We start from the raw sequence: 23,714 nt of genomic DNA on the forward strand, positions 1-23,714 counted from the left end.
GGGGATGCGGGCTGAGGGGGCGGCGGTGTACGTCCGCCGTAAAGTTTCGCGGCGGGAGATCGTGGTACGGACGGGCGTGTTCAGAAGCCCGGTACGCGCATGGCAGGGGCAGACTGATCCGCGCAGGCGGAAGTATCCGAAGCGCGCGGGCTCGCGAGTCATCGACACATGGCCCGGTAAACTGTCGGGCCGGTTCGAGACCGAAAGCCGCCGACTGAAGCGCGGGCAATGCACGACGCGGATCATGTTCGACACGATCCGCGCGCAAGGCTACGCCGGCATCTTCGATCGTTCCTGGTAGAGCCTATTGGGACGAGTCGTAGTGCTCAATGTGGTACAGAACCATGAATCCCGGGCTCAATACCAGAAGGATCCCGGCAACGAGAGAGATTGCGACAAATAAACGCTTCACCATGATCACGCTCCTGAGTGGGATGAGGTGCAATAGAAAGTCGATTCTTGGGGGCCATACGCGGAACGGCGCGCAATCCCCGCATTCGATTGGCGGTCACCGAGGCGCTGTCCGCGATCGCTTCGCTACCGGCGGCGACGATTTCGTTGACGACCTGCTGGGCGGCCGTGGCGGAGCCGCCTCTGCCTTTCACGTCGCTGCCCAGATCGTTGATCACGACCGTAGCCCCCAGCCGGGCAGCAACAGCGCATGCTCGCGCCCGAGACCGGTGCCTGCGCCGGTCCCGATCGCCACGCGATTTGTCAGGTCGAGCGTCATGGGGTGCCTCGCTGGTGGCGATCCCGTCGTGGCCCGCGCATGTGCGTCAGGCAATTCGCGGAGGGGGATCACCCCTCCCGGACCGATGCAGGCGTCTGCTCGTGGCTCAGAGGCCGAGGTGCGTTGCGATATCGTCGTAGTCGACTTGCCACAGGCCCGGCGTGCCAGCCGGATATTGCGAGCGGAAGCCGATGATTCGCTGAACGCGTTTCGACAGGCGTCGCACGTTGTCCATGTCGACGATGAACGGATACGCTTCCTCCGGCGTCAGGTAGGACGGTTGCATCGGAATCGTGAGCCCGCGTCGGCGCTCGTTCTGCGTCACGTTCGCGCCGCCACCGTGGATCACCTTTCCGCTGAACAGCAACGCGTCGCCGGCGTCCATCTCGGCAGCAATGGTCATGTCGGGCGTGCCCTTGCTGTCGAAGTAGTCCTCGTCCCAGTTCTGGCTCCCCGGAATGATCCGGGTGGCGCCGTTTTCCTCGGTGAAGCGCGTCAGCGCAATCATGAGGTTGGTGAACACCGTCGGCCCGTTGATTCCGAGCGCGCACAGCGGCGGGAAATTGCCGACATCGCGATGCAGCATCTGTGCCGTGTTGCCCGGGCCGATGTCGATGACCTGCGCGGTCGAAAGCCACCAGTCTCCGGACTCTTCACGGTAGAGCACCTCGCCGAGTTCATGAAAGAGTTCGTCGTCCAGCACGTCGCCAAAGGTCTTGCTGTGCGTGACCATGTTCGTCAGGCGCTTGGTATAGGTGCCGTGGAATTCCTTGATCAGTTCGTTTTCGTGTGACGACCCCTCGCGCAGGCGTTCGAGCGGGGCATCGACCTCGCGGTTGATGTTCGCGACCTGCTCCTGGGTCAGATAATTCTTGATCCGGACGCCGCCGTATTGATTCATGAGCGACACGATCTCCTGCGCGCTGGTCTGCTTGGAGACGGTGGGGAGGGAGTCCTGAATGTTCTGAATATTTGCGTTCATGTTTGCCTCAAAGTTGTGTGGACGGTTAGATCAGATGCGACGTCTCGTTCTGATTCGAGTGGCGATACAGGCAGCAAGTTGAATATTTGACTGAGTCATATGACCATAAAAACTTTCGCTTTCCGTCATACATTCCTTTCACGCCCGTTGACGGAACGCGCACGTTCCTCCCGACGTTGTCGCGACCTTCGGGTGATCCGGCGCCCGTTTCCAGAAGCGACAGACATTGAGCATTCGCTCGGGTTTCCGGCGATCTGGCGTATTCGCGACAAATCAGGTCAAATGACCAAGTCGTATGATCGAGGAAGTTAACATGGCGTTTTTCGACGGTCGATCATGGTTAACCCGTCGCTTTCGAATGGTGTAGTCAATGACCGGAGAGCGGTCGTTCCGGCGTGGATGCGAAAGTTGTAGTCACGCCTGACACGGCGTGACGAGACGCGCTCCGGGATCGAATAGCCACACCTGTAGCGACGATCTGCGGCGGTTTAAGTCTTGCATTCGGGTTTGCGCGCATGGCCTTGGAGTCTCGGGAGCGGGCGTCGGCCTAGTTGCCTGACGTGCGCCACTCCTGTACCGAATCGAACGCGCGCCGTTGATGATGGGCTCGAACTCGCTGGGCGGGAACGCTATCGTCACAAATATCGGGAACAAGCCGGGTTTGACTTATGCCGATGGTCGCGAGGCTCATTCGGTGTGGTACCCGATTTCAAAAAAGTCATCGGTACTGCCTGGAGTGGACATTTTGGGAAGCGGTTCATGGTGTTGCTTTGATGTCTTTTGCAAATGAGGTGTGGCGCGGGCCAGGCGATCGGGCATGCAAGCTGCTCGCTCGTCGGAAGCGCCCGCGTACGGGGCTCCCGTGCCATTGCGTGCGCCACGATCGACATCCTTCTCCGGGAGGCGCCCATGCGCGAAGCGAACCATCCATCCCGTGCCCGGCCGGCCGCGCACGACCGGGCCTCGGCCGATCCACGGGCGGTTACGGTCAGGCATCCCGTCACGCGCGCGTTCGAACGGTTCGCGTCGCACGTGACCGTGTGGGCCGGCTCGCCTATCGCATTCGGTAGTGCGGTGGTCCTGACGGTGCTGTGGCTCGTCACCGGGCCGTTTTTCCACTATTCGGACGCATGGCAACTCGTCATCAATACCGGGACGGCGATCATCACGTTCCTGATGGTGTTCCTGCTGCAGCGCAACCAGAACCGCGACAGTGTCGCGATGCACCTGAAGCTGGATGAACTCGTCGCCGTCACGCATGCGGCAAGCGACCGGCTGATCGGGATCGAGGACGCGTCGGAGGAAGAATTGCGCGCGATGGCCCAGACCTACCTCGACCTGGCGAAGCGGGTGGCCGCCCGGGACGACAAACAGGACGACGGTCGCGATCGCAAGCAGGCCGACCATTCGTCGAAATCCTGACGGGCGGCGACGCGACTGCGCGACTGCGCAACGACCGGCACGCGATCCGCGAACGATTTTTCAAGCGCTTGTCAATTCTGTCCCGGCGCAGCGGCGGGGTGCGGCTTCTGCACGATGGCGCGCCGTGAGATGCGCGAACGCCGTTGCCCGATGGCCTGCAAGCGTTTTTTTTACCGGGGCTCGCATGCTGCGCCGGGAACGGAAATCGCTCCGAAAGTGAATGCTGCACGACAGATATTCGTCATTCAGATCGCTTGCGTGGGTAACGAATCTTCCGTATGTGCGGGGGATCGCGTGCGACGACGAAGCACAACTCGACTCGATGCAGTATGGTCCGTGGCAGCCGGCAGCGTTTGCCTGGCACCCGGAGATCCGTCGTCGGCATGATTCGGTCACGCGCTTGCCTCTCGCCGGGTGACCGGATGCCGATGGGCGGCAAGCGCGCTTTCAAGCGACATCGTTTCCGGTGTCTCAGGAGAGGCGCTTCATTCAGCGATTTCGCGATCCATTGTCAAGAGGGCAACGCCATGCACGCATTCACGAACTTGAGCCCATTGGTCTCGTTGATCGCCGGCATTCTCATTCTGGTGGTACCGCGCCTGCTGAACTACATCGTTGCAATCTACTTGATCGTCATCGGATTGCTCGGGCTTTTCGGCGGACATTTCCACTGATGCGCCGCGCCGGAATCTAGAGATGTTCGACGCGTACCTCGACTGAATCGCTGGGCACCGTCAATCGCGTGCGGCCAAGCAGTGCGTCTGCGGGCGCGGCTTCGTCCGGGTTCAACGGCTTCACCTTGTTGAACGTGACGGAAAAGTATTCCGGCGTGACAGTGGCCGATGCGTAAGGAGTGAGGGCGCCGGGGCTCCTCTTGTTGCCGGCACTGCCGTGCTCGCCGGCTGCGAGACGGTGGCGGGCGCAGGCCAGGACATTGCCATGGGCGGCCGGGCGGTCAAGCACGAGGCGTATGAAGCCAAATCAGCAGCAGCACGCACTGGAATCAGTTCGGCGTGCAAGCCGATTACTTCCTGTCGAAGCGTACGGACGTCTATGCTCAGATGGTGTAGCAGCGTGGTACGAAGGGTGCCGGTTTGGGGGCATCGATCTACAACGGCGATATCAACGCGTTCCCGAGCTCGGAGGTCAGCCAGACTGCGGCAACGGTCGGCCTGCGTCACCGCTTCCAAGCGTCACGGGTATCGTCCTGCATTGGCGGAACATACGGGCTCGATTCGCGTTTTGACGGAAGCCACGAGCAACATCGACGAACTTCAACACCGATGGCCCATGTTTCGGTTCGAGTACGGCATCGACAGGGCCCGTGTCGCAGCCTCGTGGAACTACCAAGTTGCCGCAAGTTTCCCCGTGTGGTCAAATGACCATATCAATTGACCAATTTTGGCATAGCCCCCTGACTCGGAAGTCGCGTCTCGGGGGCACGAATGTGCCTGCCAAGCAGGGTGCGATGGAGGCGAAACAAACAGGATGGTGGCCGTCGCCCGTCGACTGTATGCCGACAACGTGATCCGCGGCGCCGCCGACTGTCGGTCGACCACGCAGCCATATCGTTGCGACCAGGGATGAATCTCGCGTGGTTCGAGTCACCCCGGCTTGTTCACGCGCGTGACGAGGGGATTCGCGTCGCGCAATTATTCAAACGGGACAGAGGAGATTGGGTATGGAAAAGATCTGGCTTGATGCCTATCCGCCGGAGGTTCCGGCAGAGATTGATTCCGGCGCGTATCGCAACATCAGTGCATTGATTGAACAAAGCTTCAGCAAGTTTCACGCGAATCCGGCGTTTGCGTGCGATGGAAAGCAGATCACCTATGGTGAGCTCGACGTGCTGTCTCGATCGCTGGCCGCGTGGCTGCAGTCACGGGGGCTCGAACATGGTGCGCGTGTCGCTATCATGATGCCGAATGTGTTGCAGTACCCGATCTCGATTTGTGCTGTCCTGCGCGCCGGCTACGCTGTCGTCAACGTGAACCCGCTCTATACGCCCCGCGAGCTGCAGCATCAGCTGAATGACAGTGGCGCGGAGGCGATCGTCATTCTCGACGGCTGCACTGCAACGCTGGATGCAATCATCGCGCACACGCAGGTGAAGCATGTTCTGGTTGCCGCGCAGGGTAACGCTTCCGCCGCGGAACAGACGCCGAGCCCGCATGTGAAATTCGACGACGCGATTGAGGAGGGCCGTCGGGGCAAATTCGTGCCGGCGTCCCAGTCGCCGGACGATGTCGCCTTTCTCCAATATACGGGCGGGACAACCGGTGTGTCGAAAGGCGCGACGCTGTTGCATCGGAATATCGTCGCGAATGTATTGCAGACGGACGTCTGGCTCAAACCCGCTCGCGACTGGCGCCCTGACGTGACGCAGTTCATCACGGTGGCGGCACTTCCGATCTATCACATCTTTGCGCTCAACGTTTGCTGCCTGTTGACGATGCATACGGGTGGGCTTTGCGTACTGGTGCCGAACCCGCGGGACATCGGGGGGATGATCAAGTCGCTCGCCGGATACAAGGTCACGAGCTTTCCGGGTGTCAACACGCTCTTCAACGCGATGCTCCATCATCCCGAATTCTCGCGCCTCGATTTCTCCAATCTGCTGCTGGCCAACGGCGGCGGGATGGCCACGCAAGAAGCGGTCGCAAGGCGCTGGAAGGAGATGACCGGCGCGCCGATCATCGACGGATACGGGCTGTCCGAGACATCACCCTGCGTCGCGATCAATCCCGTGGCCCGTCGTGAGTTCAACAGCACGATTGGCCTGCCGTTGCCCTCCACCGAAGTGTCGATCCGGGACGACGACGGCAAGGAGTTGCCGCCAGGCGAAGCCGGAGAGCTGTGCATTCGTGGGCCGCAGGTGATGGCGGGCTACTGGCAGCGACCGGACGAGACCGCGAAGGTGATGACCGCGGACGGCTTCTTCCGATCGGGTGACATTGCGTCGATCTCCGAGGATGGATTCGTGCGAATCGTCGACCGCAAGAAGGACATGATCCTCGTGTCCGGTTTCAACGTCTACCCGAACGAGATCGAAGAGGTCGTTGCCAACCACCCTGGCGTATTCGAGGTCGCGGTCATCGGCGTACCCGACGAGCATTCCGGAGAGGCCGTCAAGCTGTTCGTGGTCAGGAAAGATCCGGATCTGACGTTCGACGACCTGATGGCGTTCTGCAAAGGCCAGCTCACGGGTTACAAGCGCCCGAAAAGCATCGAGTTTCGCGACAGCCTGCCAAAGAGCAACGTCGGGAAGATTCTTCGGCGCGAGTTGCGGGTGCCGAACAATTGACGTGATCGACCGAGGCGATGCGGGAAGGTTGAGCGGCCCGCATCGCACGTCTCCGAGCCGGCGCGATGGTGTATCAGGCGTGCTTGCGACACAAAGTCGGCGACAGCAGTTGTACCCACCCCGTCGCTTCTCTGGCGGGCGTCTTCCACGGATATCCCTGAGCACGCACCCGGTACCCCGATTTCAGCCGTCATCAAACGACGGTCGGGGAGTGAGGCGAAAGGGAGACCCCGCTCAACCTTCGAGCAGGGATACAGAGGCAATCAAGGTGGGGATGCTGGCCGGGATTTGGCGCCGTATTCCCCTGGAAGGTTTCGCCGCGTGAGTCCGCGTGTCGCGACACATGGGCCAACGGACCGTCGTGCCGGCTCAAGTGCGAAACCTGTCGACCGAAGCACGAACAACTCGCCGGGCGGTTCGTGTTCGGCAAGCATCCCCGGAAAGGTAGGCAATGCCCGCCATGAGCGGAGCGGCCGCCCTATTCGTTCTATGGGCAACGGCGCGTTCCGTCAGACAACTTCGAACAAGCCGGCTGCGCCCATCCTGCCCTCACGCACATCGACACGACGACGTAGCGCGCACCGCGTCGTTTGCCTTCGATCAGTGCGTGTCCGACCAGACGGGCGCCTGTCATCACGTACGGATCACCGATCGAAATGCCGCCGCCGTCGACGTCGTATCGGGCCGGACCGATTCCCGGCTTGTCGCGGCAGTACAGCACCTGGCATGCAAATGCCTCGTTGAGCTCCCACGGTCCGATGTCGTCGACTGTCAGGCCATGAAGCTTCAGGCGCTCGGGATCGAGTAGATGGGACCGATGCCCATCTACTCGGACGCAGGCCGGGATCGAAGAACTAGTCGCATCCGTTCCGGAAAGCAGTGGCGGGGCAGGTCGAATTTCCGAAGCAACCGGAAGCGACATGAACCCCGTCACCGTCATGCAAACACGTCGGCAACATATCTGCCATGCTCCCGCTCCATCGTGTCGATCCACGCACTGGCGCTCTCATCGTTCTCGCCAGTAGTCTCCTGATAAATGCGACCAAGCGTGGCACGGACGGCGGGCGCCATATTCTTTCCATCCCCGCAGACAAAGACGGTCGCACCTTGCGAAAACAGTGCGGCGATTTTCTCGCGTTCCAGCCAGACTTTGTCTTGAACGAATCGGGCACCTTCCACCGGGCGGTTTGAATAAGCCGGCATCACTTCGACCACACCGCATCGTGCCCATTCGTCGAGTTCGTCGCGGTAGAGAAAGTCGACGTCGGGGTCATCGATCCCGAAGAACAGCAACGAGGTGCCGACGTTCTCTCCCCGCTGTTTCTGTAGTGCGCGCTCTTGCAGAAAGCCGCGGAATGGGGCGATACCGGAACCGGCGCAGATCAGAATCATCGGAAGATCGGGTTCGGCTGGTGGCCGAAAGCGTGCATTCGATGGCCTGACTGCAACGGACAAGCTGTCACCCGTGTTGAGTCGCGCGAGATACGACGATGCCACCCCTTCATGACGACCATTGCCGGAGAGCGCCGGTGCATCGACCACGGCCACCGTCAGCGTGACATGGTCCGCTTTCCAGAGCGGGGAAGACGAGATCGAGTACTGGCGTGCTTTCAGCGCGGGCAGCATATCGAGGAACTTTTCGAGCGACAGGTCGACGGATCCGAAGCGTTCGAGCAGATCCATGACGGTAGTCCGCTTTCCCAGGATCTCGCATTCGAAATCGTCGGCGCTCAGGCGCTCAAGCTCGACCTTCTCGGGTGGGCAACGCGTGGCAGCGGCCAGGCTGGATACTTGTGATCGCGTTGCGGGAACGGCAAGTTCGACATAGCTCGAAAACAGTTCACCGCAACCTATTGCCTGGCCGAGCGGAAGGCGTGGATTGCTTGACGTTCCTTCGATCACCACCTGAGTGTCCCAGCTCACGCGAAACCGGCGCAAGACGCGATCGACGTTGTTTTTCGAGTTGCGGGGCAGAACGGCCAGGTAATCTCCCGATCGATAAGTCATCGCTTCCGGAAGTTTCAATTCAATGTGCTTTTTAGAGCGGCTGCCAGCCGCGCTAATGTCGACCAGCTCTCTATTGTCGACGATGGACGCATGCGCCATGTCGCCCAAATTAAGCACCTTTTCACGGGAATTCCCGGCGAAGCTTACTTTCAATGCGACATCGTCATGTTGAATAACCGGGATTTCTTTCCCGGCGCTGATTGCAAAGCGATTCCACATTTCGGTGTACCAACGGTCAAACTCACCAAAGAAGTCGCCACCGGAGTCGAGTTCGCCTCTGAAGTGCACTCGCGTAGCACCGGCCTTCTCGAGCGCTTCATCGACGCGCTTGGGAATCGCCTGGTACGTCCGTGCCCATTGTTTGTTGCCGCACCCAAGAACCGAAAAATGGACGCCGTCGAGCGCACCCTCGTCCAGTGCTTCGACATACGGGACGAATGATTTTGCGTTGTCTGGCGGCTGTCCTTCGTAGGAAGCGGTGACGATCACGATTGCAGGATATCCGCCGAGTTTCCCGGTGAAGTCGTCGAGGGGCGCGCACGTGGCGTGAAAGCCGTGACGACTCGCGTCCCCTGCAATGCGTCTTGCAAAGGATTCGGCAGAGCCTGTATTTCCCCCGAAGAGGACGAGCAGATTCGACAAATCTTCGCCGGGTGCGATCGACTGAACCGGAGCGACGCTGGGGCTTTGAGCGTTCGAGCGGGCGTGAAGGGCCGTATCGGGCACTTTAAGCGCACCTCGGGCCCGCGGTTTCACGTTCACCCGGAAGCCCGCCGGCTTCAGCGTCAGCGTTTCGGCGACGTCCAGCTCGTAGTCCGGATCGGCGAAAGAGAAATCGAATCGCTGAAGCAGCATGATCAGAACGAGATGGGCTTCCTGCATGGCAAAAGGACGCCCGATACACGCACGTGCGCCATTGCCGAAGGGTTTCCATGAATTGGGCGGGAGTTGCTCCGCATTCTCAGGGGCAAATCGCTCCGGACGAAACGCCTCGACGTCCTCGCCCCAGACGCTCACATCCCGATGCAACATGGGCGTCAGGATCATGATGATGTCGTCGGGAGAAACGGCATATTTCCCGCCGAACGTGGTGTCGGCAAGCGGTTTCACGGCGAATGCCGGCGCCGTCGGCCAGATTCGCAACGTCTCCATGAGGATTTGTTCGACGTAGCGAAGTCGTGCGAGATGCTCGATCCGTGGTGTCTCGCTGCCAACGACCTCGTCGACCATGTCCCGTGCTTTTTGCAGGATGTCCGGGTTTTTGAGGAGGAAATAGGTAGCAAAGGACAGGAGCCCGCTCGTCGTTTCGTGTCCGGCGATGAGAAATGTAATCATCTGGAAGACGATGTTCTCATCATCCAGTTTTTCTCCCGTCACCGGATCGATGCCGTTCAGCATTCGGTCCAGCAGGTCCATCGACTCTTCGTCGACGTGCGGGTTCTTCCGCCGGTCTTCGATCATTTTGGTCGCGAGCGATCGCATGACTTCGATGTCCGCGTCGAACTGTCGACTGCGCTTGACCATCAGCTTCGAAACAAGTTTGGGGCGCAATTCGCGCTTTCCGGCCTCGCTGAGGGTGTTGACCATGGCATCGACAAACGGATGCTGGTCTTCACGGTAGAAGCTGTTGAAACGACAATCGAACGCACAAAGGGCAATCGTATCGAGCGTCAGTCGAGTCATGTGATCGGACACATCGACCGGCGTCTCCGGGCCGAACCGCTCCCAATGAAGAAACATCTGGTCGGCGATGTCGACCATCTTGTCGAACATCGACCAGATACTGAGCGGGCCGAACGCCTGCATCAGCACACGATGCGCTTTGGCCCAGTTCGGTTCGTCACCGAATGCGGTAAATAACCCGTCCCCGATCGCGGGTCTGAGTTCGAGCAGCGACTGGTGTACGCACTTCTGAAATCGGGTTTCGTCACACACTTCATCCACAAGTGTTTGTCCGCTGACAACGTAGTAACCTTGCCCGAACACCTCGAACCAGTAGACCGGCCCGTAAGTGCGCGCGAGATCCATCATTTTTGCGAGTGGAGACGGCCCGAGGACCTCCATCAGATGACCGATGACGGGTTTCAGGGGCGGCTGGGGGGCGAGGGATGAGGATTTCATTTCAATAGCCTTTCAGGGGTGTGTCGGCGCATCGCATCTCAATCTATTGAACAAATGTAAAATAGACAAAACCACGTGTCCAGAGCTTTTTATGCCACCTGATGTAAGCCCTAATACCGCCGATCCTCGCTTTCAACGGAGTTACGACGCGCTCGTTCGCGCCGTGACCGAACTGCTCGACGACGCGCCGCTGAACACACTCAGCATTGCTCAATTGGTGCAGCGCGCGGGCGTCGCGCGTCCGACGTTCTATCAGCACTTTCCGGATCTTCAGGCCGCCGCTCAGCGGGCGGCGCTGGTGAGGCTCGACAACGCTTTTGCGTTCGTCGAGGAGCAAGGCAAACTGCTGAACCCGTCGAACGTCACCTTCATCAAGTCAATGGAAGTGGAGACGGCGCTGATTCTCGAGCATCTGCATTCGCACCAGTCCTTCTATCTGACCGTATTCAACGACGCAGCGACATCGGCGTTTTTCGATGAACTGGTGACGTTCGTTTCCGGCCGTATCCTTCCGCCTTATGAAGGCGTTCGCACGGAAGCAGAACAGGACTGCCTGACGGTGCTTGGCGGTGGATTGGTCTGGACGGCGGTGCACTGGCTTCGGCAGGGCGCCGCGCGCGAGACCCCGGAGGCAATGGCGAAGCGAATGGCCAGCACTGCGGTGACGATTCTCGATGCGTTCGGTCTTACGCTCGGGTTCACCCAGGCGGGGGCAGCGTAGCAGGAGAGAGAAGCACGGGAAGCGGCGAGGTTGCTCGACTTGCGCCGCCTAATCGAACACGCGTCGTTGCCCGGCAGTGAAGTCGTCATCTCGCGCGCGCATCGTCAGGCCGCGCGCATGTCAGTTTGCGCAGTCGCCCAAATCGTATGCGATCCACGAACGACGGCCCTCAGCGTAAATGGGTGGAGCGCTGTGAGGTCGGTGACCCGGCTTCTCGGTAGGCTTCATTTCGGCGGTTCTCCTGTCCGGGAGCTTGGTCCTGGAAACGCGCTTTTCCCGGATTCCCACGGGAAGCGCCGCCTTCCACCTTCAACTATATTTCGGACTCCGCCCAATGTCGGCCGCCGAATCGATACACGCGTACCCAGGGGAAGAATCTGCTTTCAACTGCACGTGCTGCGGTCACGAGACGAAGAGAATCACGGGCGAACTGCACCAGGGCGATTCAGTTGTCGGCGTCTATTTTGTCCAATGGGCGATCGGAAGGCCGGACCATCCACCGACCATTGACCTTGTGTTGGGTGACTGGGGGGAAAGCGCCGGGCCTGCCGACCGTGTCCTGGTTTCTTTGGTCTATCTGCCGCGCAAGAAAGGTGGTGCTGTCTCCATCGTGAACGCCGCGGAACGGGGTGCTGATATTTCCGACTTATTTGAACTCGCGCTTGCCAGAGAGCAGGTCATTGGTACGCCGCTGGCCCCGTTGGTGTTTCAGATTATCGATGCACTCTGGATCACCGAGCCACGAATTGCCGAGGTCAAAGCACTAGACGACGTCGTGTAGATCAACGTCGAGGCGCATCGTCAAGACCGCGAACTTGCCGATCACCGACCGGTCGGCCGACATCGTGATGCATGACGGTGTGTTGACGCTCAACCCGCTGAACTTCGGTGTCGCGGGCGGCACGCTTGCCTCGAACATCCACCTGGACGGCAGCGGCATACCGCGCAAAGGGCGGTTCTCGCTGCAGGTGCGGCATCTGAAACTCAAGTGTGTGAAACGTGTTCATTTCCCAAATATTAGGATCGGGAAATAGATCGACAAGTACAAACATGACGGCCGTTGTACCTGCGCCGAATGCTCCGATCTCACTGATCGCGATTCTGGTCAAAGTAGATAGACTGGTATACATTCATCACATCGTTCCTCTCGGTTCATAAAGATGCGCACCGGAGACCACCCCGTGCCAGGACGTCGAGTTCGGTTCAGGCAGGAATTTCACCATGACACTGACAACCAGTGCCCGTGAGATTGCCCGTCTACGACATGCGGGCGTACGCGGCAAAGGTGGATTCGGCGTGCGGATCTGGCGCCGGCATGATGGTCTCCATCGAGATCGATTCGAGAATGTTCGAGGAAGTTGTTGCGTTCGTGCATTTGCGCGGGGCGTTTGCATCGCTGCATCCATTCACTGCGCGGCAGAACGAATGCAGGCGCAATGACAGGGTGGAAATCGACCGCGCGCTTGCGCCCAATGCGACCGGGGATGTCCGACTGACACGGGGATGCTGACGTCGTTCGTCGATCGGGGCGTCTTCATTCGATGTGGGCTGGATTGATGTTCGACGCCAATGAGAGCATTTTGCCGATTTCCCTTTTACTGCGACGCACCGCATTCACAGTCGCCATCAGGACCTAGCTAAAGTGACCAAGCCTTCCGGACACCCTGCCATGCAAACAAGCGCATCCAAGAAAACCACTGTTTTGTTCGCGTCGGTCAACCAGGCGATCGTCGATGTGTCGCGTCAATGCCCGTCGGCAGTGCGCGCGGCAGTCGGGTTATTGCTTGTCGCCAGCGTATTGTCGGGGTGTGCGCCCCTATCGGCGTCTGCGCCGACCGATCCTCAGCAACAGTTTGCCGCTGAGCAGCGGAATGCGAACGCGTTGTATAGCAAGAAGGTGCTGGCATATAAGCCGATGTTCGAGAATCCCGGCGGCTATGGTCGAGCGCAGATACTCGAAGCGTACGAGGCGGTCCTCCAGCAGTACTCCGTTGCGGCAATCGCCTATGCCCGCACCATCTATCCCCCGGCTCGACAGACGCTTCCGCCTTCCCTGCAGCCATTGCCGGCGCCGTCGGGGCCGGTCACGCTGGCGGTCGTCAATCGCGACTACGAGCATGTGCTCGGAATGGACGTTGCCTTGTGGGAGATGGACATGGCGGCGAACTTTGGCCGGCCGTCCAGGTTGCCGATACCGAAATACACCGGCCCGGTGCTCATCATGCCGCCTGCGCCACCGTTTCCCCCCCTGCAGGATGTTCGCGATCCAAAGTTCGCGCGGCTCGTGAGCATGACGAAGAAAATAGACGATGCGCAGAAGGCTGATCTGGCGCGAGAGCAAGGCGCGATCGAGCAACAGTACGCCGAGCAGGCCGCGTGGCGGGCGCGACACCCCACGGGGCAGTATGACAACATCGATCCGAGGACCGGACTGCCGTATGCGGCCCCGCAACAAGAGACGCAGCGGTGGTGCATGATGAACGGTGGCCGGGTGCCCTGCTGAAACCGCTTCGCGCAGCGGCAATTGCGGCCCGAGTGGATGACAGCCGGGCCGGCACACACGACCCACGTGGGATCATCCGCGTCAAAGATCGTGCTTGTGTCGGCTCGGGTGACGATATTCGCTGATGGCGTATCGGTTGCGGGTCTTAATCGGTCGATGCCGTGGCGGTGAAGCGATCCCGTGTTGCCGAAGCCGGCCTTCCAAAATCCGTAGCGTCCTTTGATTTCATGGTGGCCGACGATGGTTTGCTGGTCCGCCCAGCGTGTCACGTCGTATCGCTCCTGCCCGCCGAACAGTCCTGACATCGTGCGTGATCGTGTTTCTCGGGTACCCGGTGTCAACAACGTGTTGTCTATCCCACGACCCGTCGTATCGCACGAACAGGTACCCGGTACCAACGTTGCCCCGTACAACTTTTCGCGTGGATCCATGAATGCCCCCCTTCTTGTCCGGTGCAAGGCGCATGAGAGGCGTGTGGAAGATGCCGTATTCACTGCCGTGAAGAGCGGGATCGTCTCCGGCAGTTGGCAACACTTGCCGTACTGGCTGAGCGGAGCCGTGCTGGCGGCGGTGCTAAGATGCCGCCCTGTAGTCAGGAGATGCATGAATGCGCGCGAGCAAACGCCAGCAGGTGGTCGACAAGGCAGGTGAGTTGTTTTCTCGCCATGGCTTTCATCCGGTCGGTATCGACTGGATCATCGCCGAAGCGGACGTTGCCCGCATGACGCTCTACCATCACTTCGCGGGCAAGGACGACCTGATCAAGGCCGTGCTGGAACAGCGCTACACCTTCATCATGGAGAGCATCGCTGCCAAGCTCGGCCCCATGCCGCACGCTGCTGCGCGTCTGAAGGGGATTTTTGACTGGTACGGAACCTGGTTCCGAAGCCCTGAGTTCGCGGGCTGCCTGTTCGAGCGTGCGCTGGCCGAGTTTGGTGCGACTTGCCCCAAGGTGACCGACGTGGCGGTGCGCTATCGGGATGACTTGTTGGCCCTCATGGAGCAACTGCTATCCGAGATCGTTCCGCGTCGCCAGGCCCGTCAGCTTGCAGGCGTGTACGTGATGTTGCTGAGCGGGGCAACCGCGGATGCGCGTGCGATCGGGGATCCGCGAGCTGCCGCAAGGGCGTGGCAGGCGGCAGAGATGCTGCTGAACGAGTCCAAAGTCGCAACTGAAAGCACGCGCAAAGCCCGCAGCCGTCACGCTTGATCGTTTGTGGACCCTGCTCGGTACCGATACCGATGGGTCCCATGAGAATATGGTCTGACCCACCCAGTCCGTGAAGAGACGTAGATTGGCCGGTACAGCTGTACAGCGACACGTTACGGCTTGCGTGTCGGAGAAGTGGTCGCCGCAGGCGGCACGGCGACAGACGTTGTGGCACCGGGGGCGCTGAGGCCGCAGCAAGCGCCACGGACTTTCATCGGGATGCGCGGGCTTGCTCCTCGCTCAGCACGTGTCGCGTCGGCCTTTGAGTGTTTTTTTGGTGCTCGGGCCGGGGCAAGGGACGTTTCGTTTTAGGGGCCGCAGCGGAAAGCCATGCGGGCATTGGCTCGGATCACAGTCACAATTCAAAGTTAAATGAAATGTGATCACTCCCCGCCCCAAAATTTTGCACAATGGCGGCAGAGCGGCCCATTGCCGCGATTCGCCCCCGCGTATCCGGCCGCCCGGACCGGGGCCGGCCCGAACCGATACCCGACCTCGGCACCGACGTGCCGCCGCCTGCCGCCATGGACCAACCGAAACGCATCCTGATCGTCGAGGACGACGCCGACATCGCCGACGTGCTGAGCCTGCACCTGCGCGACGAACGCTACGAGGTCGTGCACAGCGCGGATGGCGCGGAAGGGCTGCGCCTGCTCGAGCAGGGCGGCTGGGATGCGCTGATCCTCGACCTGATGCTGCCGGGCGTCGACGGCCTCGAGATCTGCCGGCGCGCGCGCGCGATGACGCGCTACACGCCGATCATCATCACGAGCGCACGCTCGAGCGAGGTGCACCGGATCCTGGGTCTCGAGCTCGGCGCCGACGACTATCTGGCCAAGCCGTTCTCCGTGCTCGAACTCGTCGCCCGCGTGAAGGCGTTGCTGCGGCGCGTCGATGCGCTCGCGCGCGATTCGCGGATCGACGCGGGCACGCTCGACGTCGCGGGGCTGGCGATCGACCCGATCGCGCGCGAGGCGAGCGTCGACGGCGCGCGCATCGACCTCACGCCGCGCGAATTCGACCTGCTGTATTTCTTCGCGCGGCACCCGGGCAAGGTGTTCTCGAGGATGGACCTGCTCAATGCCGTGTGGGGCTACCAGCACGAAGGCTACGAACACACGGTCAACACCCACATCAACCGGTTGCGCGCGAAGATCGAGGCCGATCCGGCCGAGCCCGTGCGGATCCTCACCGTATGGGGCCGCGGTTACAAGCTCGCCGCGCCGGGCCAGCGGGACGCATGATGAAGCTCACCCTTACCCAGCGGCTGTCGCTCGTGTTCTCGGTGCTGCTGCTTGCATGCTCGGGCGCGTCCGCGTGGCTGCAGATCCGCGCGAACGACATGCGCGAGCAGGAAGTCGTGCAGGGGCTGTCGCGCGACCTGGCCGCCAATATCGTCAACAGCGTGACCCACAGCGCGCCGCTGATGGACGCGAACGGGCTGCGCCCGGACGCCGTGCGCACGCTGTTCGGCCAGTTGATGGGCGTGAACCCGAGCGTCGAGGTCTATCTGCTCGACAACGCGGGGCGCATCAAGGGCGACGATGCGCCGCCCGGCCACGTGAAGCGCGACCGCGTCGATCTCGCGCCCGTGCAGCGCTTCATCGCGGGCGAGCCGCTGCCGATCCTCGGCGATGACCCGCGCAGCCCCGATGCGCGCAAGGTGTTCAGCGCCGCGCCGCTGCAGCGCGCGGGGCAGCCGCCGTCGGGCTACATCTACGTGGTGCTGCTCGGCGAGGCGCACGACCGGCTCGCCGCGCGCGTCGACGCCGGCAACGTGCTGCGCACGACATTGTGGTCGATGGCGCTGGTCGCGCTGCTCGGCCTGCTCGCGGGCCTCACCGCATTCAGCTTCATCACGCGTCCGCTGCGCCGGCTGACGGACGCGATGCGCCGCTTCGACGCGAACGGCACGCCCGACACGCAGCCGCCGGTGCCGCGCTCGCGGCCGGGCCGGCGCGGCGACGACATCGTCGTGCTCGAATCCGCGTTTGCGCAGATGGCCGACCGGATCGGCGACCAGTGGCGCGCGCTGACGCACCAGGACCAGCAGCGGCGCGAACTGATCACGAACATCTCGCATGACCTGCGCACGCCGCTCACGTCGCTGCACGGCTACCTGGAGACGCTGTCGCTGAAGTCGGACACACTCGCCGAGAACGAACGGCGGCGCTACCTGTCGATTGCGCTCGCACAGAGCGCGAAGGTCGGCCGGCTCGCGCAGGCGCTGTTCGAGCTCGCGCGGCTCGAATCGGGCGGCGTGCAGGCCGAGCGCGAGCCGTTCTCGCTCGTCGATCTCGTGCAGGACGTGTTCCAGAAATTCGAGCTGACTGCACAGGCGCGCGGCGTCGCGCTGCATGCGCGGATTCCGCCACGCGTGCCGGTCGTGTCGGCCGATCTCGGGATGATCGAGCGCGTGCTGACCAACCTGCTCGACAACGCGTTGCGGCACACGCCTGCGCACGGCGAGGTCGAGGTCGCGCTGGAGCCGCGCGGCGACCGCGTGCTCGTGACCGTGGCCGATACCGGCGAAGGGATTCCGGCGGCCCGGCGCGACGGGTTGTTCCAGCGGCCGCAGCGGCCGATGAGCGGCGGCGCGGTGACGAGCGGCGGGCTCGGTCTGCTGATCGTGCACCGGATGCTGGCACTCAACGGCAGCAGTATCCGGCTGGTTGATCGGGCCGGGCGCGGTGCGGTGTTCGAGTTCGCGCTGGCGGTGGCCACGCCGGCTGTCGGCGACGGGCACTGATCGTCGTCAATGCAGGTATCGCCCGCGCTCAACCGCCGCGCTTGCGCCGCACGTCGCTCGGCGTCACGCCGGTCCAGCGCTTGAATGCGTGGCGAAACCCTACCGCGTCGCTGAAGCCGAGCGCCAGGGCGATGTCTTCGGTGCTGAGCGTGGTCGTGCTGAGATAGTCGATCGCGAGCGCCTTGCGCACGCTCGCCAGCAGTTCGCTGTATGACGTGCCTTCGGCTTCGAGCTTGCGGCGCAGTGTGCGCGACGTGATGCACAGGATGTCCGCGATCGCGTCGATGTCCGGAAATTGCCCGGGCGTGCGCGTGAGCTCCTGGTACACGCGCCGCGTGATGCCGGCCTGGCTGCGCAATTCATCGAGCAGGCTCGCGCAATGCGACGACACCTGCGCGGCGGTAATCGGATTCGCGAGCTGCGGCGCGCGCGTGAGCCACGCGGCCGGGTAGCTGAGCACATGATGCGGCTGGTCGAAGGCGATCGGGCATTCGAGCGCATCGGCCAGCAGCGCTGCGTGCGCCGGCTGCGGCTGGGCGAACTGCGCACGTGCCGGTACGCACCACGCACCCATCACGTCCTTGATGATCGTTACATGCAACGCGAACTGCATGTCGATCAGGAAACGGTACAGCGGCTCGTCGAGATCGGGCAGCGCGACCTCGTGCCGGTCGGGAAACTGCCACGACGCGGTGTCGCCCTGTTCGACCCAGCGGATCGCGAGCATGCCGTTCGCGAGCCGGTGATATTTGACGGCCGATTCGAACGCGTGCGCGAGCGATTCCGAACACAGCATCGCGTAGCCGTACATCCCGTAGCTCGTGACGTGCAGCCGGTGGCCGACGCGCACGCCGAGATCGGAGCCGTCGTAGCGGCCGACCGCATTGCGCGCGGCCGTGAGGAACTGCAGCGGCGACGTGAGCGTGAACGGGTCCGCGACGGCGGCCGGCGTGAGGCCGGTGCCGTCGAGCACCGCGACCGAATCGAGGCCGGCTTGGGCCGCCACGTCGAGCAGCGCGGCCAGCTTGGCCGGCGTGAAGCGCTGCTGGTGCAACGCGTGGGTCGTCTCGACGTCCGGCAGGCGGGCTGCGCGGGCGGTCGTCGGGGTCAAGAGCGCACTGCGCGACATGGGAACATCCTGCGTCCGAATCGATATCGTTTACGGCACGCAATTCTGCTCGGGATCGGTCCCAAATGCCACAGGGTTCACCCTGATACGCGCGCCGGCGCCACCCGGCGCGACCGGCGTCGACCGCCTTCAACCCGCTTCAACCCGCCTGAAACACGCCGGCCTCCCACGCAAACGGCTTCGCGAGCCGGTTCCACGTGTTGATCTGCGCGACGATCAGCGTGAGCGTGGCCAGCTCGTCGCGATCGAAATGCGCGCGCGTCGCGTCGACGAGTGCGTCGTCGATTGCGTGCTCGCTGATCAGCGTCAGCGCTTCCGCCCAACGTAGCGCCGCCTGCTCTTTCGGGCTGTAGAGAGCGGGCGTTTCGTGCCACACGGGCAGCAGGTTGTAGCGCAGCGGATCTTCGCCCGCGTGGATGCCCTCCTTGATGTGGCGGTCGAGGCAGTAGGCGCAGCCGTTGAGCTGCGACACGCGTGCGCGCACCAGTTCCACGAGCTTGAAATCGTGGCCGGTGTGGTTCGCGTATTCCTCGACGTTGAGCACGACGTCGAGCAGCCGGGCGGGGAGTTGTCCAAACGAGATGCGTTCTGGCATGGCGACTGACCTTTGAGAGAGTTGTTGTGCTTCTTGTTCCGGTCCGTCGCGCCGACGCCTTTTGCACCATATGTGCAGTAATCCTGATTATGTGACGGCGGGATGGACCGGTAGGGGCAGGCATGATCCGTTGTGCGGATGCAGTGGCTTCACGGGCGACGGCGCGCGGCACGTTCGGCCGTGGTGAACCGGAAGCGAAGCGATCGTATCAGGTGCGCCTGCCGACAGGAATCGCCGGATCCCGTATGTTGTTCATGCTGAAGAGTCGATAGTCGACGCGCGAAAGCGGTCAGCCCCGATCGTCCGGACGCATGCGCAGAATCGCGTCGGCGAACTCGACGAACCCGCTGCCGCCCGGGCCTTGCGTGATCCAGCGCGGCAACGCAGGCAACCGCTGCAGATACTCGACCACGGTGCTCATGCCGGCCGTGTGCGTGAAGTAGCCGAACATCGGCGCGTCGTTGGTGGAATCGCCGGAATAAGCCACGCAATCGCGCGCCGAGTCGGCGTCGACGCCGAAAGTGTCGGACAGCACGCGCAGCGACATCGACAGCTTGTCGTACCCGCCGACCCACCCGATGATCCACAGGTTGTTGATGGTTGCGTCCGCGCCGGCCGCGACGAGCGCGTCGCGTATCCGGTCGTCCTGGTCGCTGCCGGTGCGGGCGTAGGCGAGCGAGGTCAGCCGGAAGTCCTGATCGTCCGCGTGACGGGCGGCGGGTACGGCCGTCTCGACCTGCCGCGCGATGCGCCAGAGTGCGGTGCGGGCGTCGGCACGCGCATCGTCCGCATGCCAGTAACGGCGTTCGGCGCCGTGCCCGTCCGCGCTGCGCCGGATGAAGAGCCCGCCGTTTTCCGCGATCACGCCGTCGACCGGCCACATGCGCGCCATCTGGTCGCACCAGCCTGCCGGCGCGGCGGTCACCGGAATCACGCGGATGCCGTGCGCCTGCAAGCGCTCGAGTGCCGCATAGGTCGGCGCGGCCAGCCGGCCGCGATGGGTCAGGGTCTCGTCCATGTCGGTCAGCAGGAAGCGGACGGACGAGAAGGTGTCGGCGGGGGCCAGGGCAAGCGGCTGCATGGTCTCGACTGCGGAATGACGGTCGTCGATTATGAAGAAGGCCGCGTGGCCGTGCCACGCCGCTTCCTGCTTAGCAATTCGCACCGGGGAATAAGCGGCCTCGAGCGTCCGCAGGCAAAGTTGTCTGGACAAGTCCGCACCCCCGCATGTCCGTTTCGATCATCTTTTCGGCCGCCCGGATCATTTTCAAAGTGCGCCGCGCGGGCGATAGTCGCCGATCAGGCGATGGTCCGCGCTTTTCCGGCGTGCAGGCCGTCGTGCGAACGGCGCGGCCGGCGCGCCGTCCCCCGTGGAGTGAGACATGACGAAGAGACACTGGACCGGGTCGTATGGCTCGATCCCCGCCGAGATCGATGCCGATCGCTTTCCTTCCGTAAGCGCGCTGCTGGACGACGCGATGCACCGTTACGCCGATCGCCCGGCGTTCCACTCGTATGGCCGCACGCTCACCTATGCCGACGTCGACCGCCTGTCGACCGCGCTGGCGGCCTATCTGCAGCAGGTCGTGGGCGTCCGCAAGGGCGATCGCGTGGCCGTGATGCTGCCGAACGTGCTCGCGTTCCCGGTCGCGTTCGTCGCGGTCGCGAAGATCGGCGCGATCCAGGTCAACGTGAACCCGCTTTACACGGCGCGCGAACTCGAGCATCAGCTGAACGACGCGGGCGTCGAAGTCGCCGTGGTGTGCGGCGGGTCGATGGGCACGTTCGCCGAGGTGGTTGGCGGCACGCGCGTGCGCACCGTGCTGAGCGTCGGGCGCGGCGATCTCGGCGTCGTCGATGCGCCGGCCGGTACGTGCGACGCGCTGCCGCCCGGTTCGATCCCGCTCGCGGATGCCATTGCCGCCGGGGAAGCGCTCGCGTTCGAGCCGGTCGCGCTCGGCGGCGCGGACTTGCTGCTGCTGCAGTACACGGGCGGTACGACCGGCCTGTCGAAGGGCGCCGCGCTGTCGCACCGCAACCTCGTCGCGAACATCGAGCAGTTCGGGGCGATCGTGCCGGCCGCACGCACGCCGGGCGAGGAGGTCGTGGTCACGGCGATCCCGATGTATCACATCTTCGCGCTGACGGTGAACTTCCTGTCCTATTTCGCGATCGGCGCGCAGAACTGGCTGATCGCGAACCCGCGCGACATGGACGGCTTCATCGACGTGCTGAAGGCCGCGCGGCCGACGGTGTTCGTCGGCGTGAACACGTTGTACGCGGGGCTCGCCGGCCATCCGCGCCTGACGGAAATCGACTGGTCGCGGCTGAAGCTGTCGGCCGGCGGCGGCGCGGCCGTGATCGACGTGATCTCGTCGCGCTGGAAGGCCGTAACGGGCAATTTCATCCGCGAGGGCTACGGGCTGTCGGAAACGTCGCCGGTCGTGTCGTTCAATCCGCAGGCGATCGACTCGTTCACGGGCACCACGGGCCTGCCGCTGCCGTCGACCGACGTGAAGCTGCTCGACGACCAGGACAACGAGGTGGCGATCGGCAGCGCGGGCGAGATCTGCGTGAAGGGGCCGCAGGTGATGGGCGGCTACTGGCAGAAACCGGACGCGAATGCGGTCGCGTTCACGGCCGACGGCTATTTCCGCACCGGCGACGTCGGCGTGTTCGACGAAGCCGGGTTCCTGCGGATCGTCGACCGCAAGAAGGACATGATCATCGTGTCGGGCTTCAACGTGTACCCGAACGAAGTGGAAGCCGTGGCCACCGGGGTGCCGGGCGTCGCCGAATGCGCATGCATCGGCGTGCCGGACGCGCGCACGGGGGAGGCCGTCAAGCTGTTCGTGGTGCTGGCGCAGGATGCGACCGTCACGGAAGAGCAGCTCGTCGCGCATTGCCGCGAGAGCCTCGCGGGCTACAAGGTGCCGAAGCTGATTCGCTTCGTCGACCGGCTGCCGAAGTCGACCGTCGGCAAGATCCTGCGCCGGGAACTCAGCCGCACCGACTGATGCCTCGACGGATGGCGTCGGCGCGCCGAGCAGCATCCGGCGCGCCGAAGGCCCGGAAGGCTCCGCGCGGGCTGCTCAAGTACAATGCGAGCGGTTCGATCGACGGGGACGCGATGACCGGTTCAGATTCACTTTCCGCCCAGCCCGGGCCTGCAGCCGGGCGTGCGCTGCCGTCGCCGAGCGCGACGGTGCCGATCTCGCTCGTCAACGGCTTTCTCGCGAGCGCGGGCGTGCAGCGCGACGTGGTCGAGCGCTACCTGCGCGGGGCCGGCATCCCGATCGAGCTGCTCGGCGAACCGCATGCGCGCGTGACGGAGGAGCAGTTCTCGACGCTGTACCGCACGCTCGCGATCGACCTCGACGACGAGATGCCCGGCATCTTCTCGCGCCCGCTGCGCGGCGGCACGCTGAAGTACCTGTGCCTGAGCCTGCTCGATGCGCGCAACCTCGAAACGGCGCTGCATCGTTTCGGGCAATTCTTCCATATCCTGCTCGACGATTTCTTCGTCGAATCGAAGCGCGACGGTCTCGTCGCGCAGGCGGTGCTGCGCCCGAACGACGCTATCGGCCCGATCGGCGCGCTCGGCCAGGAACTGATGCTCAAGCTCGTGCACGGCGTGTGCTCCTGGCTGATCGGCCAGAAGATCCCGCTGCTGCAGATCGAGTTCGCGTGCCCGCGGCCGCGCCATGCGGTCGATCACCTGTACTTCTTCACCGGCGCCGTGCAGTTCGACTGCGAGCGCACGCTGATGCGCTTCAGCGCGGACTACCTCGACGCGCCGATCCGGCAGAGCAAGCGCAACCTGCGCAAGTTCCTCGCGCGCGCACCGGGCGACTGGATCTTCGAATCGTTCAGCGAACAGCTCGTGTGCCATCGCGTGCGGCAGTACCTGTCGGAAGCGTTGCCTGACCTGCCGGTGATCGACCAGGCGGCCGAGCACCTGCATTGCTCGGTGCGCACGCTGAGCCGCCATCTCGCTGCCGAAGGGACGACGTTCCAGGTGCTCAAGGACGAACTGCGACGCGACATCGCGATCCAGCGGCTGACCGATACGCCCGATACGATCGCGGCGATCGGCGCCGACATCGGCTTCGACGATCCGAGCGCGTTCCATCGCGCGTTCCGGCACTGGACCGGGAGCACGCCGGGCACTTACCGGCGGCGCGCGTAACAAGGCGCGTCAAGCTTCAAGGTAGCCGGTTCCCATAACCGTATACCTTCGC

17 protein-coding genes and 6 pseudogenes are annotated in these 23,714 nt (G+C 63.0%); 16 read left to right on the forward strand and 7 right to left on the reverse strand.

Translation table 11 applies throughout. From position 1 onward, the window contains the following. Positions 1-301, forward strand: a pseudogene (locus G3O00_RS04905) (IS21 family transposase); the annotation flags it as partial. 205 nt (positions 302-506) lie between these two features. On the opposite strand, the pseudogene G3O00_RS04910 reads toward G3O00_RS04905, so the two are convergent. Together G3O00_RS04910 and G3O00_RS04915 are read right to left on the reverse strand one after the other, a co-directional pair. Further along, positions 507-730 (reverse strand): annotated as a pseudogene (locus G3O00_RS04910) (3-hydroxyacyl-CoA dehydrogenase); the annotation flags it as partial. A gap of 106 nt (positions 731-836) precedes the next feature. Further along, positions 837-1,712 carry a phytanoyl-CoA dioxygenase family protein gene (locus G3O00_RS04915; protein WP_206142266.1) on the reverse strand — a complete coding sequence of 292 codons (876 nt, stop codon included), beginning with the start codon at positions 1,710-1,712 and terminating at the stop codon, positions 837-839. A 909-nt stretch (positions 1,713-2,621) separates the two neighbouring features. On the opposite strand from G3O00_RS04915, the gene G3O00_RS04920 reads away from it, so the two are divergent. The 5 genes and pseudogenes from G3O00_RS04920 (at position 2,622) to G3O00_RS04940 (ending at position 6,438) form a co-directional block, all read left to right on the forward strand. Further along, positions 2,622-3,134, forward strand: coding sequence for a low affinity iron permease family protein (locus G3O00_RS04920; RefSeq protein ID WP_206142267.1), 513 nt, complete (start codon positions 2,622-2,624; stop codon positions 3,132-3,134). Between the two features lie 527 nt (positions 3,135-3,661). Next, a complete protein-coding gene (locus tag G3O00_RS04925) occupies positions 3,662-3,808 on the forward strand; it encodes a DUF3096 domain-containing protein (RefSeq protein WP_081436544.1) in 147 nt (48 codons plus the stop codon). A 199-nt stretch (positions 3,809-4,007) separates the two neighbouring features. Continuing rightward, positions 4,008-4,115, forward strand: a pseudogene (locus G3O00_RS43265) (entericidin); the annotation flags it as partial. A 5-nt stretch (positions 4,116-4,120) separates the two neighbouring features. Then, positions 4,121-4,321 (forward strand): annotated as a pseudogene (locus tag G3O00_RS04935) (porin); the annotation flags it as partial. A 494-nt stretch (positions 4,322-4,815) separates the two neighbouring features. Continuing rightward, positions 4,816-6,438, forward strand: a complete 1,623-nt coding sequence (locus tag G3O00_RS04940) for an AMP-binding protein (RefSeq protein ID WP_206142268.1) — start codon at positions 4,816-4,818, stop codon at positions 6,436-6,438. 509 nt (positions 6,439-6,947) lie between these two features. Here G3O00_RS04940 and G3O00_RS04945 read toward each other — a convergent pair. Both G3O00_RS04945 and G3O00_RS04950 read right to left on the reverse strand, forming a co-directional pair. Next, positions 6,948-7,263, reverse strand: a pseudogene (locus G3O00_RS04945) (acetyl-CoA C-acyltransferase); the annotation flags it as partial. Positions 7,264-7,374: 111 nt separating this feature from the next. Continuing rightward, positions 7,375-10,566 carry a cytochrome P450 gene (locus G3O00_RS04950; RefSeq protein WP_206142269.1) on the reverse strand — a complete coding sequence of 1,064 codons (3,192 nt, stop codon included), beginning with the start codon at positions 10,564-10,566 and terminating at the stop codon, positions 7,375-7,377. Between the two features lie 163 nt (positions 10,567-10,729). Here G3O00_RS04950 and G3O00_RS04955 point away from each other — a divergent pair, with 163 nt between their 5' ends. The 8 genes and pseudogenes from G3O00_RS04955 to G3O00_RS04990 all read left to right on the forward strand — a co-directional run bounded on the left by G3O00_RS04955 (position 10,730) and on the right by G3O00_RS04990 (position 17,749). Further along, the gene (locus G3O00_RS04955; protein WP_346778956.1) at positions 10,730-11,287 is read left to right on the forward strand and encodes a TetR family transcriptional regulator; all 558 of its coding nucleotides are present in this window, start codon (positions 10,730-10,732) and stop codon (positions 11,285-11,287) included. Between the two features lie 334 nt (positions 11,288-11,621). After that, a complete protein-coding gene (locus G3O00_RS04960; RefSeq protein ID WP_206142271.1) occupies positions 11,622-12,068 on the forward strand; it encodes a hypothetical protein in 447 nt (148 codons plus the stop codon). Then, positions 12,067-12,276: pseudogene (locus G3O00_RS04965) on the forward strand (AsmA family protein); the annotation flags it as partial. The gene G3O00_RS04960 and the pseudogene G3O00_RS04965, both read left to right, overlap by 2 nt. 326 nt (positions 12,277-12,602) lie before the next feature. Further along, entirely contained in the window at positions 12,603-12,797 is a 195-nt protein-coding gene (locus G3O00_RS04970) for a hypothetical protein (RefSeq protein ID WP_206142272.1), read from the forward strand. 159 nt (positions 12,798-12,956) lie between these two features. Then, on the forward strand, positions 12,957-13,790 hold the full coding sequence (locus tag G3O00_RS04975) for a hypothetical protein (RefSeq protein WP_241024956.1): 834 nt from the start codon (positions 12,957-12,959) through the stop codon (positions 13,788-13,790). Positions 13,791-14,397: 607 nt separating this feature from the next. Further along, positions 14,398-15,000, forward strand: coding sequence for a TetR/AcrR family transcriptional regulator (locus G3O00_RS04980; protein ID WP_011349498.1), 603 nt, complete (start codon positions 14,398-14,400; stop codon positions 14,998-15,000). A 524-nt stretch (positions 15,001-15,524) separates the two neighbouring features. Further along, positions 15,525-16,244 carry a response regulator transcription factor gene (locus G3O00_RS04985; RefSeq protein ID WP_039353478.1) on the forward strand — a complete coding sequence of 240 codons (720 nt, stop codon included), beginning with the start codon at positions 15,525-15,527 and terminating at the stop codon, positions 16,242-16,244. Continuing rightward, complete coding sequence (locus tag G3O00_RS04990; RefSeq protein WP_174932945.1) at positions 16,244-17,749, forward strand: HAMP domain-containing sensor histidine kinase; 1,506 nt, start codon at positions 16,244-16,246, stop codon at positions 17,747-17,749. Before G3O00_RS04985 ends, G3O00_RS04990 begins: the two co-directional genes overlap by 1 nt. A 28-nt stretch (positions 17,750-17,777) precedes the next feature. On the opposite strand, the gene G3O00_RS04995 is transcribed toward G3O00_RS04990, so the two are convergent. The 3 genes from G3O00_RS04995 to G3O00_RS05005 form a co-directional block, all read right to left on the reverse strand. Further along, a complete protein-coding gene (locus G3O00_RS04995) occupies positions 17,778-18,878 on the reverse strand; it encodes an AraC family transcriptional regulator (protein WP_206142274.1) in 1,101 nt (366 codons plus the stop codon). Positions 18,879-19,017: 139 nt separating this feature from the next. Further along, the gene (locus G3O00_RS05000) at positions 19,018-19,473 is read right to left on the reverse strand and encodes a carboxymuconolactone decarboxylase family protein (RefSeq protein WP_174932404.1); all 456 of its coding nucleotides are present in this window, start codon (positions 19,471-19,473) and stop codon (positions 19,018-19,020) included. Positions 19,474-19,762: 289 nt separating this feature from the next. Continuing rightward, positions 19,763-20,554 carry an HAD-IIB family hydrolase gene (locus G3O00_RS05005; protein WP_174933147.1) on the reverse strand — a complete coding sequence of 264 codons (792 nt, stop codon included), beginning with the start codon at positions 20,552-20,554 and terminating at the stop codon, positions 19,763-19,765. 301 nt (positions 20,555-20,855) lie between these two features. Here G3O00_RS05005 and G3O00_RS05010 point away from each other — a divergent pair, with 301 nt between their 5' ends. Together G3O00_RS05010 and G3O00_RS05015 are read left to right on the forward strand one after the other, a co-directional pair. Continuing rightward, positions 20,856-22,490, forward strand: a complete 1,635-nt coding sequence (locus tag G3O00_RS05010) for an AMP-binding protein (protein ID WP_206142275.1) — start codon at positions 20,856-20,858, stop codon at positions 22,488-22,490. 11 nt (positions 22,491-22,501) lie between these two features. Continuing rightward, entirely contained in the window at positions 22,502-23,662 is a 1,161-nt protein-coding gene (locus tag G3O00_RS05015) for an AraC family transcriptional regulator (protein WP_206142307.1), read from the forward strand. Positions 23,663-23,714 lie beyond the last annotated feature (52 nt).

Origin of the sequence: Burkholderia sp. Ac-20384 (assembly GCF_017104605.1) — a bacterium.
GTDB classification, from domain to species: Bacteria; Pseudomonadota; Gammaproteobacteria; order Burkholderiales; family Burkholderiaceae; genus Burkholderia; species Burkholderia lata.